Here is a 14,005-nt window from a genome sequence, read left to right as displayed (position 1 = left end):
AATTATTCTTCGCTAAATAATTGGATTTCCTTTGAGTCTTCCGATAAAGTAACGATTGCTTTACGACGCTTTTTAGTGTAACCAGAATAACGTCCTTGTCGCTTTAACTTACCACGAACATTCATAATATTAACTCGAACAACTTTGACATCAAAAATATCTTCAATTGCTTTTTTTACTTGTGTCTTAGTTGCTCGTAAATCAACATCAAAGGTGTATGTTTTGTTGTCCATTTTACTGGTTGATTCTTCAGTAATAACTGGGCGTAAAATAACATCACGTGATTCCATTATGCGAGCACCTCCTCTACTCGAGAAAGCGCAGCCTTTGTAATGACAACTTTATCATGATCTGCTACATCTAATGTATTAATGCCATCAGCTGAAACAACCTTGACGTTCTCAAGGTTCCGTGCAGAAAGTGATGCTTTCTCGTTACCGTCTTCCAAAACAACTAAAGTCTTGGTTGAAACGTTTAATTTCCCTAATAATGCTGCAAATTCTTTTGTTTTAGGCTTGTCGAATGATAATTCATCAACAACCAATAGTTTTTCATCAGCAACTTTCTCTGAAAGCACTGATTTCAAAGCTAAGCGTGAAACTTTCTTAGGCAAATGATAGGCATATGAACGTGGAGTAGGGCCAAAAACAATTCCGCCACCACGCCACTGTGGTGAACGAATAGAACCTTGACGTGCTCGACCAGTTCCTTTTTGACGCCATGGTTTCTTACCACCACCACGAACAGCTGAACGGTTTTTAACTGCGTGAGTTCCTTGTCGTTTAGATGCACGCTGCATTACGATTGCATCAAAAACAACATTATTATTAGGTTCAATACCAAAAATAGTTTCATTTAAAGAAACTGTTCCGTTTTGAGTACCATCTTGCTTATATAATGCTACATCAGTCATCTATAGTTGCCTCCCTTCTATTTGTTTGCACCGCGAACGGCGCTTCGAATTGTAACAAATGATTTGTTTGCACCTGGAACATTACCCTTGATTAAGATAACGTTATTGTCAGTATCGGCATTTACAATTTCAAGGTTTTGAATTGTAACAGTTTTATTACCCATTCTTCCTGGCAATTTCATTCCTGGAACAACTCGGTTAATGATTGGCCCAAGTGAACCTGGACGACGGTGATAACGAGACCCGTGAGTTTCAGGACCACGTGATTGTCCATCTTTATGGACGTTACCTTGGTATCCATGACCTTTAGTTGTACCGGTTACATCAACGATGTCACCTGGCTTAAAGATATCTGCCTTGATTTCTTCAGCTACCTTATAATCTCCCAGCTCAACATCTTTGATTTCCTTAATGAAGCGCTTAGGAGTCGTTTTTGCTTTCTTTGCATGACCTTGTTCAGGTTTATTTGTAAGCACTGCTCGCTTATCCGAATAACCCAATTGAACAGCATCGTAACCGTCATTTTCAACGGTCTTGATTTGCATAATGACATTAGGTGTCACTTCAACGACTGTTACTGGGACTAATTCGCCGCTTTCAGTGAAGACTTGCGTCATTCCAACCTTTTTTCCTAAGATTCCTTTTCTGGTCATGAGTACACCTCCAATATTTTGTATTTAATTAAAGTTTAATTTCAATATCAACACCACTAGGCAGATCAAGCTTCATCAGCGAATCAACTGTCTTTGGCGTTGGGTTTAAAATATCAATTAATCGTTTATGAGTCAAAATCTCAAATTGCTCACGTGCATCTTTAAACTTATGCGGTGAAGCAAGTACAGTATAAATTGTTCGTTCAGTTGGCAATGGAATTGGACCAGAAATTGTAGCCCCAGTTCTCTGTGCCGTTGCAACAATTTTATCTGCAGATTGATCTAGGATACGATGCTCGTACGCCTTTAAACGAATACGAATTTTTTGTTTTGCCATTGTATTCCCTCCTTCGTCTATTTTAAAAATAAGACTAACTCCGTGAAAATTACCGCCAAACCCATGGCAAAGCATCCGGGTGTGTCGCAACCTTTCACATCAAAGCTTACCTATACGTTTTTCTGGACACAATTATCCCTCAAAACAGTACTTAACTAGTGTACTAAAAAAAGCTTGCTAAAACAAGCCCCAAGTTCAACAATCTGATTTTGTAATATATTTGTCATCAACTACTTAATCCAAAACTTTAATTTAATTCATCTCAGCATTTTAAAGTCCAAATTCAAATTACCTTTTGAACATATCGGTAAAAGTTTCAACAAAAAAGAGATTGGAAAACCCAATCTCTCAAAAATATTTTTTACTTATTGTCGCCTGTGTTGCCGCCATTCTTCTTGATAATTTCTTCTTGAATGCTCTTTGGTACTGGCTCGTAATGATCAAATGTCATTGTAAAAGTACCACGGCCTTGAGAGGCTGAACGAAGAGTGGTTGCGTAACCAAACATTTCTGCCAATGGCACAAATGAATGAATAACTTCAGCCCCACTTCGACTTTCCATCCCATCAACACGGCCTCGACGTGCAGTAACTTGGCCCATAATATCACCCATGTACTCTTCAGGAACGTTGATATCAACCTTCATGATCGGTTCAAGAATGACAGGGGCAGCCGTTTTAGCAGCATTTCGAAGTGCTAATGATGCAGCAACCTTAAAGGCGGCTTCACTAGAATCGACTTCATGATAACTACCATCATATAGCTTAGCTTTTAAATCAACCAGTGGGTAACCGGCCAGAACACCATTTTGCAAAGATTCTTTCAAACCTTGTTCAACGGCAGGAATGAATTCACGAGGAACAACACCACCAACAATGGCGTCTTCGAATTCAAAGCCTTTACCTTCTTCGTTTGGCGTAAATTCAATCCAAACATCACCGTATTGACCTTTACCACCTGACTGACGAACAAATTTACCTTGAGCAGAGGTTTGCTTAGTAAATGCTTCACGATATGAAACTTGTGGTGCACCAACTTTTGCATCAACATTAAACTCACGACGCATCCGATCAATAATGATATCCAAATGCAGCTCACCCATTCCGGCAATTAATGTTTCACCGGTTTCAGGATTAGTTTCAGCCTTGAATGTTGGATCTTCTTCAGAAAGTTTCTGCAAGGCAACATTCATCTTATCTTGATCAGCTTTAGTTTTTGGCTCAACAGCAACTTGAATAACTGGATCAGGAAAGTCCATTGACTCAAGATGCAGTGGACGCTTAACGTCAGTTAGTGAATCACCAGTTGTGGTGTTTTTCAAACCAATAGCCGCCGCAATATCACCAGAAAATACTTCAGGAATTTCCTGACGGTGATTTGAATGCATTTGGAGTAATCGTCCAACACGCTCGCGTTTATCCTTAGTTGCATTCAAAATATATGATCCCGATTCAAGTGTCCCTGAGTAAACCCGAATATAAGTTAAACGACCAACGAATGGATCAGTTGCAACCTTAAATGCCAAGGCGGCAAAGCTTGCGTCATCGTTAGCTTTTAATTCAACTTTTTCGTCAGTTGCAGGATCAGTTGCGTTGTAAGGCTTAACATCAAGTGGAGATGGTAAGTAGTCAATAACGGCATCCATCAACATTTGTACACCTTTGTTCTTGAAAGCTGAACCAGCTAATACTGGGAAGAGTTCCAAGTTCAAAGTTGCTTTACGGATGGCAGCCTTCAGCTCAGGAATCGAAATTTCTTCGCCTTCAAGATACTTATCCATAATGTCATCGTCAACGTCAGCAACCGTTTCAATTAATTGCTCACGACGCTTCTTAGCTTCTTCTTTATATTCATCCGGAATATCAACTGTATCCCATTCCGTTCCAAGCTTGTCTTCATCATACAAATCGGCTTTCATTTCGATGAGGTCAATAACCCCTTCAAACTGATCTTCAGCACCGATTGGCATTTGAATGGCAAGTGGCTTGGCATTCAAACGATCAGCAATTGAATGAACAGAAAAGTCAAAGTTTGCGCCAATCTTGTCCATCTTATTAACAAAGACAATCCGTGGAACATCGTAATCAGATGCTTGACGCCAAACAGTTTCTGTCTGTGGCTCTACACCGGCCTGTGCATCAAGAACGGCAATTGCACCATCAAGTACTCGCAGAGAACGCTCAACTTCAACAGTGAAGTCAACGTGTCCGGGGGTATCAATGATGTTAATTCGATGGTCTTTCCATTGAGCAGTTGTCGCAGCTGACGTAATAGTAATCCCACGTTCTTGTTCTTGTGGCATCCAGTCCATTTGTGAAGCCCCATCATGGGTTTCACCAATCTTATGAATCTTACCGGTATAATACAGAATACGTTCAGTAGTCGTTGTTTTACCAGCATCGATATGGGCCATAATTCCGATATTACGAGTTTTTTCTAGCGGAAACTCTCGTTTGTTAGCCATTGTGTTACTCCTTCCAATTCGTATAAAAAGTGGTCTAAGCCACCTTTTATGCGAAGCTTAAAACAAATATTATCTTACCAACGATAGTGAGCAAATGCACGGTTGGCTTCAGCCATTCTGTGCGTATCCTCACGCTTCTTAACGGCTGCACCAGTATTATTGGCAGCATCCATAATTTCACGTGCCAGACGCTCAGTCATCGTGTGCTCACCACGCAAACGTGCGTAGTTTACAAGCCAGCGGAGGCCCAAAGTTGTTCGACGATCAGGGCGAACTTCAATCGGTACTTGGTAGTTAGATCCACCAACTCGACGAGCCTTAACTTCGAGGACTGGCATAACGTTTTTCATTGCTTCCTCGAATACATCTACCGGCTCATTACCGGTTTCTTTTTTAATTAAATCAAACGCACCGTATAAAATTTCTGATGCAGTGCCTCGCTTACCGTCTAACATTAAACGGTTGATTAAACGAGTAACTAATTTTGAATTGTACATAGGATCGGGAAGTACTTCCCGCTTTTGAACATTTCCTTTTCTAGGCATTTCGTTATCCTCCTCATTTTTCAAAAAAACGAAAATTAAGATTTTTTGACTTCAATTATTCTTTAGGCTTCTTAGTACCGTACTTGGAACGACCTTGACGACGATCGGTAACACCGGCAGTATCAAGAGCACCACGAATAACGTGATAACGAACACCAGGCAAGTCCTTTACACGACCACCACGAATTAAAACAACACTATGCTCTTGCAAGTTGTGACCAATCCCAGGAATATAAGCGGTCACTTCGATCAAGTTTGACAACCGAACACGGGCATACTTACGTAAAGCTGAGTTAGGTTTCTTTGGTGTCATAGTTCCCACACGGGTTGCAACGCCTCGCTTCTGTGGAGCTGGCACAACGACTTGCTTCTTCTTGTAACTATTGTAAGCATAGTTTAAAGCTGGTGACTTTGATTTTGAACTTCTAGAATGACGTCCTTTTCGGACCAATTGGTTAATTGTTGGCATCTAAAAGATCTCCTTTCATAATTTGTTTTAAGTCCACACATCCAGGCGGTTCTTTTTTATGTAAAAAGAAATGTGTTCCGCCAAACACTTTTTGTCTTAAACAGTCAGCATGTCTGAGATTTCAGGAATCTGTCACAAAAAGCACCTTGTCTAATTTATCATGACTTCGAAAATGTGTCAATCATTCGCAACAAAAAAATTAATTTTTCAATTTAAATTTGAAATAACCATTAACATCGACTCTTAAAAATCTACTTTCAAATTTTTTCAGGATCCAACTTATGGGCAACTTTTTCAATCATGGACATTCTAATCATATTTTCTTCTAAAAACTTCGGCATTCTATCGTATGTAATAATTAGAGGTAAAAAATCATGATACTATTTCAATTTTTATTGGGTGCCAGTTTGGCATCGTTTCTAAATTTAACGGTTACTCGTAACCTGCGACATGAATCAATTATTTCGCCGCGCTCACACTGTGACAAGTGCAAAGAACCGCTTCCTATCTGTGATTTAATCCCAGTGATCAACTACGTTTTCCTTAAAGGCAAATGCCGATTTTGCCATCAGCGGATTCCATTATCGTCACCAATTCTTGAGCTAATGCTTGGGATTTGTTTTTCCGTCACACAATTCCGACCGACAACGATTCCTTCTCTTTTAAATTTACTTATTTTAACCCATCTTAGCTTGTTTGATTTTAAACGCAAGCAATTACCCATTTGGGGAATCTTGGGATTATTAATTGTTTGTCTTCTATCTTGTCATCATACTTGTTATCAGCTATTAATAGCCGGTTTACTTTATTGTCTGTGCCTCGCACTAAATTATCGGCAATTGTTTGTCGGCAATGGTGATATTGACGTGTTCTTTTGCTTATGGATCTGCCTTTCGATTAGCCATCTTTTGTGGATCTCAAGCATTGCTTGTGTCAGTGCACTTCTTTATTTAATCATTGCACCTTGGCCCAAAGATAATAAGATCCCCTTTGTTCCCTTCATTACTGTTGGATATTTCATAGTAGTTCATTACGCTAATATTTTAATCCCCTTAATCACCGGTTCTTGATTTCCCCGTCATCCTATGTATAACAAAAAGAGTACCACCTAATTTACAGGTGATACTCTTTTTTTAAAGAAATTTATTTGGTTGTTTTTGTCGGTTTACTCTTTTTGGCATCTTCAGCTTTCATCTTTTCTTCGAGCTCACTAATGGAATAAACACCATCAGTTGAAGAACCGCCGATTTCTTCCGGCTTGATACCACGGTAATCCGGCATTCCGGTACCAGCTGGAATCAATTTACCAATAATAACATTTTCTTTCAAGCCAACTAACGGATCATTCTTACCACGAATTGCTGCATCAGTTAGCACACGAGTTGTTTCTTGGAATGAAGCGGCAGACAAGAAACTATTTGTTTCAAGAGCTGCCTTGGTAATACCAAGAAGCACTGGCCGTGCAGTTGCAGGAATTCCGCCAGAAATAACCGTATCAGCATTACTACTTCTAAAGTCATTGATATCCATTAAAGTTCCAGGAAGAACATCTGTGTCACCTGGATCCATAATTCGAACTTTTCGAAGCATTTGTCGAATCATGATTTCCACATGCTTATCAGCCACTTCCACACCTTGCATTCGGTAAACTTTTTGAACTTCATGCAAGAGGTAGTTTTCAGTCGATAACACATCACGAACCTTCAAGAGTTCCTTAGGATCAACAGAACCTTCATTAAGGGCAGAACCACGGTGAATAAAGTCGCCTTCAGCAACTTTCATTCTTGCTGTGATCGGAACCGTGTAAGTTCTGGTATCAGCTTCACCTTTAACCGTAATCTCTTTAGTTCTTTCAGCTGGATTTTCTTCAATTGATTCAATGGTTCCAGTTACTTCACTAATTTCAGCTTTACCTTTTGGATTCCGAGCTTCAAAAATTTCTTGGACTCGTGGAAGTCCTTGCGTAATATCAGCGTTTCCAGCAACACCACCAGTATGGAAGTTCCGCATTGTTAACTGGGTACCTGGTTCACCAATTGATTGAGCAGCAACCGTTCCGACTGCTTCACCAACTTCAACTTCGTCACCAGTTGCCATGTTTCGACCATAACATTTCTCACAAACACCGTGAACAGTATTGCAAGTAAAGGCTGATCGAATCGTGACTTCCTTAATTCCAAGTTGATCGATCTTCTGAGCTTGGTCTTCATTGATCATTGTCTGAGCTGGGACAATCACGTCACCCGTCTTTGGGTTCTTAATTGTCTTCAATGCATAACGACCCACAATTCGATCATAAAGTGGTTCGATCATTTCGTTACCTTCAGTAATTGCAGTGATTGTTAAACCACGATCGGTACCACAATCTTTTTCACGAACAATGACATCTTGAGCCACATCGACTAATCGACGAGTCAAGTAACCAGAGTTGGCAGTCTTAAGCGCTGTATCAGTCATTCCTTTACGGGCACCATGGGTTGAAATAAACATTTCCAAAACCGAAAGGCCTTCACGGAAGTTTGATGTGATTGGCAATTCCATGATTTCACCATTAGGAGCCGCCATTAGTCCACGCATTCCGGCTAACTGAGTAAAGTTTGAGATATTACCACGCGCTCCGGAATCACTCATCATGTAGATTGGATTTTGTGGATCCTGAGCTTCCATCAATCGCTTCTGAATGTCGTCCTTGGCGTCGTTCCAAATACCAATAACCCGTTCATATCGTTCATGATCAGTAATTAATCCACGACGGAATTGCTTGGTGACCATTTCAACTTTCTTATGCGCTTCGTCAATGATTTTCTGCTTATCAGGAAGTTCAGTAATATCAGAAATTCCCACGGTTAAACCGGATTTCGTTGACTCATCATATCCCAAATCCTTCATTCGGTCCAAGAAGAGAGACGTCTCCGTCACCTTATAGATCTTATAGACTTGAGCAATGATATCACTAAGGAAGCCCTTCTTAAATGGCGGTACCAACTCAGCATTTTGAAGATGTTCATGAATATCTTCGCCAGGTTCAAGGAAGTACTTATCATCTAAGAATCCATTAATATTAGTTTCAGTTGGTTCATTAATATATGGAAAATCTTTTGGCAGAATTCGGTTAAAAATCACTTTACCAACAGAAGTAATCAAAATCTTGCCTAATTGTTCTTTGGTAAATGATTTGTCAGGATATGAAGATGCTTTAATCCCAATTCGGGTGTGCCAATGAACGATCCCGTTTCGAAAAGCCAGGCCAACTTCATCAGGTGAATTGAAGATCATTCCTTCACCTTCACGACCTTTTTCTTCCATCGTCAGGTAATAATTTCCAATAACCATATCTTGAGACGGTGTTACCACTGGCTTACCATCTTTAGGTGCCAAAATATGACCGGCAGCTAACATGAGCAGCCGTGATTCAGCCTGAGCTTCATCAGACAACGGCACGTGAATTGCCATTTGGTCACCATCAAAATCGGCATTGTAAGCTTCACATACTAACGGGTGAAGCCGCATTGATTTACCACTTACCAAAACCGGTTCAAAAGCTTGAATTCCCAAACGGTGAAGTGTTGGGGCTCGGTTTAGCAAAACCGGATGCTCCTTGATAACATCTTCAAGAACGCTAAAGACATCGTCATCTTGGCGTTCAATTTTTCGCTTGGCATTCTTAATATTGGAAGCCAGTTTGCGACCAACCAATTCCTTCATGATAAATGGTTTAAACAATTCCATTGCCATCGGAACAGGCAATCCCATTTGGTTCATCTTTAAGCTTGGACCCACATCAATAACAGAACGGCCAGAATAGTCAACTCGCTTACCAAGTAAGTTTTGACGGAAACGGCCCTGCTTTCCTTTAAGCATATGCGACAAGGATTTGAGTGGTCGGTTACCTGGGCCGGCAACTGGTCGGCCACGTCGGCCATTGTCAATTAATGCATCAACGGCTTCTTGAAGCATTCGTTTTTCGTTTTGAACGATAATTCCCGGTGCATTTAAATCGAGTAATCGTTTTAATCGGTTATTACGGTTAATCACCCGTCGATACAAATCATTCAAATCAGAGGTGGCAAACCGCCCACCCTCTAATTGAACCATTGGTCGTAGATCAGGTGGAATCACTGGAATCGTATCAAGAACCATCCAAGAAAGCTTATTGCCCGACTGAACAAATGCTTCCAAGATATCCAACCGTCGAACCGCACGAGTTCGCTTTTGGCCAGTTGCGTTCTTCAACTCATCTTTTAACTCAGTGACTTCTTTATTAACATCAACGTCGTTTAACAACGTTTTAATTGCTTCAGCACCAATCTGAGCTTCAAATCGTGGGCCATACTCAGTCTTCTTCTCACGATATTCGCGTTCTGAAAGTAACTGCTTCTTTTCCAACGGCGTGTTACCAGAATCAGTAACCACGTATGAAGCAAAGTAGATAATTTCTTCCAGTGCCCGAGGGCTCATATCAAGAACAAGTCCCATTCGGCTTGGGATACCTTTAAAGTACCAAATATGGGTTACCGGAGCTGCGAGTTCAATGTGACCCATTCGCTCACGACGAACCTTCGAACGGGTAACTTCAACACCACATCGATCACAAACAATTCCCTTATAACGAATACGCTTGTATTTCCCACAAGCACATTCCCAGTCTTTGGTTGGACCAAAAATTCGTTCATCGAACAAGCCATCTTTTTCTGGCTTTAATGTTCGATAGTTGATCGTCTCTGGCTTTTTAACTTCGCCATATGACCAGCTACGAATTTTGTCGGGAGAGGCTAGCCCAATTTGCATACTTTCGAATTTATTAACATCGACCACTAGTTTGACCTCCCATGATTAGTCATTACTATTCTTTACATTGGTTGACTTGGTTGGCTGATCAGCTGCTTCTTTTTTATCAGAACTTTCTTCTGCATCTGCCTTTTGCTGATTCTTCTTTTCACTCATCTTGCTCAAGGCATCAACGTTGACGACATCATCGTCGTCATCAAGATCCCGAAGTTCGATTTCCTTATGGCTACTGTCAAGAACTTTCATATCAAGACCCAGTGATTGCAATTCCTTAACCAGTACTCGGAATGATTCCGGAACTCCCGGTTTTGGAATTGGCTCACCCTTTACAATTGCTTCGTAGGTCTTAACCCGTCCGACAACATCATCTGACTTGTAAGTCAAGATTTCTTGCAGGGTGTAAGCAGCACCATAAGCTTCCAGTGCCCAAACTTCCATTTCACCAAAACGCTGACCACCAAATTGTGCTTTACCACCAAGTGGTTGTTGCGTAACTAGTGAGTACGGTCCAATTGAACGTGCATGAATCTTATCATCAACCATGTGGGCCAATTTCAGATAATGCATCACGCCAACTGCGATCGGTTTGTCAAATGGTTCACCTGTCCGGCCATCGTAAAGAATGTATTTACCATCCTTAGGCATGCCGGCTTCCTTAACAGCATTCCAAATGTCTTTATCAGTTGCACCATCAAAAACAGGTGACGCAACGTGGATGCCAAGTTTTCTGGCAGCCATGCCCAAATGCAGTTCCAAAACCTGACCAATGTTCATCCGTGATGGCACACCCATTGGACTTAGCATAATGTCAACTGGTGTTCCGTCTGGCAGAAATGGCATATCCTCTTCAGGAATCACAACGGAAACCGTTCCTTTGTTACCATGACGGCCGGACATTTTGTCACCAACCTGAATCTTACGCTTCTGTGCAATGTAAACTCGAACCATCTTGTTGACACCAGGTGATAATTCGTCGCCATTTTCTCGGGTAAAGACCTTGACGTCTTGAATAATGCCGCCGCCACCGTGTGGTACTCGCAATGAAGTATCACGAACTTCACGTGACTTTTCACCAAAGATCGCATGCAGTAATCGTTCTTCGGCGGACAACTCAGTGACTCCCTTAGGCGTTACTTTACCAACTAAAATGTCGCCATCGTGAACTTCAGCCCCAATTCGGATTGTCCCGCTGTCGTCAAGATTCTTTAAAGCATCTTCACCGACATTTGGAATTTCCCGAGTCATTTCTTCAGGGCCTAATTTAGTATCACGAGTTTCTGATTCATATTCTTCGATATGAATCGACGTGTAGACATCGTCTTTAACCAATCGTTCACTAATGGCAATGGCATCTTCAAAGTTATATCCTTGCCAAGTCATGAAAGCAACAATTGGATTTTGGCCTAATGCTAATTCGCCACCCTCCATGGATGGACCGTCAGCCAAGACTTCATCGGGATCAACATGATCACCGACACGGACAATTGGACGTTGATTGTAGTTCTTGCCACCATTTGAACGGCGGAATTTCATCAACTTATACTTATCAAGTGTGCCATCGTCCCGACGGATTCGAATTTCACGTGCATCAACGTATTCAACCGTTCCAGCAAATTTGCAGATTAGTGCGACGCCAGAATCGTGAGCAGCTTTATATTCAATTCCAGTTCCCACAAGTGGCGCATGCGGATTAATCAATGGAACCGCCTGACGCTGCATGTTAGCACCCATCAAGGCTCGGTTGGAGTCATCATTTTCCAAGAATGGAATACATGCTGTGGCAACCGCAACAACTTGTTTAGGTGAAACATCCATATAATCAACTTTATCAATACTAATTTCAATGTTATTGGATTTATGACGAGCCATTACCACATCATTAACAAACGAACCATCATCATTTAATGGTGAGTTGGCCTGAGCAATAACGAAATTATCTTCTTCGTCAGCTGTCAGGTAATCAATTCGATCCGTTACTTTGTGAGTAGTCCAATCAACCCGGCGATAAGGTGTTTCAATGAAGCCATACTTATTAACCCGGGCATAACTTGACAGACTGTTAATCAACCCGATGTTAGGACCTTCAGGCGTTTCGATCGGACACATCCGGCCATAGTGGGTATAGTGAACATCCCGAACTTCATATCCGGCACGATCACGTGTTAATCCACCAGGTCCAAGAGCGGACAACCGACGCTTATGAGTCAGTTCACCAAGTGGGTTGGTCTGATCCATAAATTGTGACAGTTGTGATGACCCAAAGAATTCCTTAATCGAAGCAACCACTGGTCGAATATTGATTAATTGTTGTGGTGTTACCGTGGAAGTGTCTTGGATTGACATTCTTTCACGAACAACCCGTTCCATTCTTGATAAGCCGATTCGGAATTGGTTTTGCAGTAACTCACCAACTGAGCGAATTCGCCGATTACCCAAATGGTCAATATCATCGGTTGAACCAATGCCTTCTTGTAAGTTAAAGAAGTAATTCATCGATGCAATGATATCAGCAGGCGTAATGTGCTTGAATTCAAGTGGAATATTGTCATTGCCAATCAACGGCACGACTTTTTCTGGGTCGTTGGCTGAATAAACTTTAATAATTTGAACAGTCATCGGTTCAGTGACAACCGCTTCATCAGAAGGATTGAACGTGTAAGCCTTAAAGTCCTTTTGGTCGAGGTAAGGTGCCAATTTCTTCATAACATCCTTAGTAACGACTGTATCCTTCTGAACGATCACTTCACCCGTTTCAGGATCAGCAAGCGTTTCAGCTAATGTTAATCCCAAAAGACGGTTCTTTAAGCTCAATTTTTTGTTGGTCTTGTAACGACCAACCGGTGCCATATCATACCGCTTCGGATCAAAGAAACGAGCCGTTAGCAAGCTCCTTGATGAATCAGCAGTTTTAGGTTCACCTGGCCGCAATCTTTCATAAATATCCTTCAACGATTCTTCAACTCGTGAATCATCGGTGTCTTTATGAACATCCTTTTCAAGTGTTAATTCAAGACTGTCGCTATGACCTAAGATTTCAGTAATCTCATCGTCACTACCGAAACCAAGTGCTCTGACCAATTCAGTCAGTGGAATTTTTCTCGTTCGATCAATTCGAACGTACGCGATGTCCTTTGAGTCGGTTTCAAATTCAAGCCAGGCTCCTCGATTAGGGATTACAGTTGTTCCATAGGAAATCCGGCCGTTTTTATCTGTATCTTCATGATAGTAAACGCCGGGCGAACGAACTAATTGTGAGACAATTACTCGTTCAGCACCGTTAATGATAAACGTCCCTTGATCAGTCATTAACGGAAAATCACCAAAGAAAACATCCTGGGTTTTAATTTCGCCAGTTTCATGATTGGTTAACTTCAACGTAATATGAAGTGGTGCTGAATAATTTGCTTCATGTTCACGCGCTTCATCAACCGTATACTTCGGTTCCAATAACTGATAGTCCACAAACTCTAACGAAAGCTTTCCCTGAAAATCATCAATCGGCATAATACCGTCAAACGTTTCGCGAAGGCCTTCTTTTAAAAACCAGTTGTAAGAATTAGTCTGGATTTCAATAAGGTTTGGGAGATCAAGCACTTCTTTAATCCGTGCATAACTTCGTCGGGTACGGTGTTTTCCATATTTAACTAAGTGTCCTGCCAAGTTTTTCACCTCTCCAAAATTCCTGAGTCGAAATGTTACATTTTGATTACAATTGCCCTTTTAACCTGATTTTTGGCAAAAAAAATCCAAAAACAAGCTCAACTTGCTTTTGGTTTTTTATGAAGGTCAATCCGGACAATAGATCGCATCGACCATTTCGATTCACAACAAATACA

General features: G+C 41.1%; 10 protein-coding genes. 1 reads left to right on the top strand and 9 read right to left on the bottom strand.

Annotated elements, in window-relative coordinates; translation table 11 throughout:
* Window positions 1-2 precede the first annotated feature (2 nt).
* From rplW to rpsL, 7 genes are all read right to left on the bottom strand, one after another.
* The gene (rplW, locus tag ED605_RS10470) at window positions 3-290 is read right to left on the bottom strand and encodes a 50S ribosomal protein L23 (RefSeq protein WP_121978841.1); all 288 of its coding nucleotides are present in this window, start codon (window positions 288-290) and stop codon (window positions 3-5) included.
* Window positions 290-913, bottom strand: coding sequence for a 50S ribosomal protein L4 (rplD, locus tag ED605_RS10465; RefSeq protein ID WP_121978840.1), 624 nt, complete (start codon window positions 911-913; stop codon window positions 290-292). The genes rplW and rplD overlap by 1 nt, the downstream gene beginning before the upstream one ends.
* A 17-nt stretch (window positions 914-930) precedes the next feature.
* Window positions 931-1,566 carry a 50S ribosomal protein L3 gene (gene rplC / locus ED605_RS10460; RefSeq protein WP_121978839.1) on the bottom strand — a complete coding sequence of 212 codons (636 nt, stop codon included), beginning with the start codon at window positions 1,564-1,566 and terminating at the stop codon, window positions 931-933.
* 28 nt (window positions 1,567-1,594) lie between these two features.
* Window positions 1,595-1,903 (bottom strand): 30S ribosomal protein S10, encoded by a 309-nt coding sequence (gene rpsJ, locus ED605_RS10455; RefSeq protein ID WP_035444678.1) that lies wholly within the window; start codon window positions 1,901-1,903, stop codon window positions 1,595-1,597.
* Between the two features lie 361 nt (window positions 1,904-2,264).
* Complete coding sequence (gene fusA / locus ED605_RS10450) at window positions 2,265-4,367, bottom strand: elongation factor G (RefSeq protein ID WP_121978838.1); 2,103 nt, start codon at window positions 4,365-4,367, stop codon at window positions 2,265-2,267.
* Window positions 4,368-4,441: 74 nt separating this feature from the next.
* Window positions 4,442-4,912: a 30S ribosomal protein S7 gene (gene rpsG, locus ED605_RS10445; protein WP_121978837.1), complete on the bottom strand. Its 471-nt coding sequence runs from the start codon at window positions 4,910-4,912 to the stop codon at window positions 4,442-4,444.
* A 55-nt stretch (window positions 4,913-4,967) separates the two neighbouring features.
* On the bottom strand, window positions 4,968-5,381 hold the full coding sequence (rpsL, locus tag ED605_RS10440; RefSeq protein WP_003559489.1) for a 30S ribosomal protein S12: 414 nt from the start codon (window positions 5,379-5,381) through the stop codon (window positions 4,968-4,970).
* Between the two features lie 374 nt (window positions 5,382-5,755).
* Here rpsL and ED605_RS10435 point away from each other — a divergent pair, with 374 nt between their 5' ends.
* Window positions 5,756-6,451, top strand: coding sequence for a prepilin peptidase (locus ED605_RS10435; RefSeq protein ID WP_225419111.1), 696 nt, complete (start codon window positions 5,756-5,758; stop codon window positions 6,449-6,451).
* Between the two features lie 73 nt (window positions 6,452-6,524).
* On the opposite strand, the gene rpoC is transcribed toward ED605_RS10435, so the two are convergent.
* Window positions 6,525-10,196, bottom strand: coding sequence for a DNA-directed RNA polymerase subunit beta' (gene rpoC / locus ED605_RS10430; protein WP_121978835.1), 3,672 nt, complete (start codon window positions 10,194-10,196; stop codon window positions 6,525-6,527).
* Window positions 10,197-10,214: 18 nt separating this feature from the next.
* Window positions 10,215-13,838: a DNA-directed RNA polymerase subunit beta gene (gene rpoB, locus ED605_RS10425; RefSeq protein ID WP_162919793.1), complete on the bottom strand. Its 3,624-nt coding sequence runs from the start codon at window positions 13,836-13,838 to the stop codon at window positions 10,215-10,217.
* Between the last annotated feature and the right edge of the window lie 167 nt (window positions 13,839-14,005).

It is taken from the genome of Lentilactobacillus raoultii (assembly GCF_900411375.1).
GTDB lineage: Bacteria > Bacillota > Bacilli > Lactobacillales > Lactobacillaceae > Lentilactobacillus > Lentilactobacillus raoultii.
This window is presented reverse-complemented; position numbering and strand designations above follow the sequence as displayed.

Coding starts and splice junctions, on each gene's coding strand:
- rplW (WP_121978841.1), bottom strand. CDS start 290: ATGGAATCACGTGATGTTATTTTACGCCCAGTTATTACTGAAGAATCA.
- rplD (WP_121978840.1), bottom strand. CDS start 913: ATGACTGATGTAGCATTATATAAGCAAGATGGTACTCAAAACGGAACA.
- rplC (WP_121978839.1), bottom strand. CDS start 1,566: ATGACCAGAAAAGGAATCTTAGGAAAAAAGGTTGGAATGACGCAAGTC.
- rpsJ (WP_035444678.1), bottom strand. CDS start 1,903: ATGGCAAAACAAAAAATTCGTATTCGTTTAAAGGCGTACGAGCATCGT.
- fusA (WP_121978838.1), bottom strand. CDS start 4,367: ATGGCTAACAAACGAGAGTTTCCGCTAGAAAAAACTCGTAATATCGGA.
- rpsG (WP_121978837.1), bottom strand. CDS start 4,912: ATGCCTAGAAAAGGAAATGTTCAAAAGCGGGAAGTACTTCCCGATCCT.
- rpsL (WP_003559489.1), bottom strand. CDS start 5,381: ATGCCAACAATTAACCAATTGGTCCGAAAAGGACGTCATTCTAGAAGT.
- ED605_RS10435 (WP_225419111.1), top strand. CDS start 5,756: ATGATACTATTTCAATTTTTATTGGGTGCCAGTTTGGCATCGTTTCTA.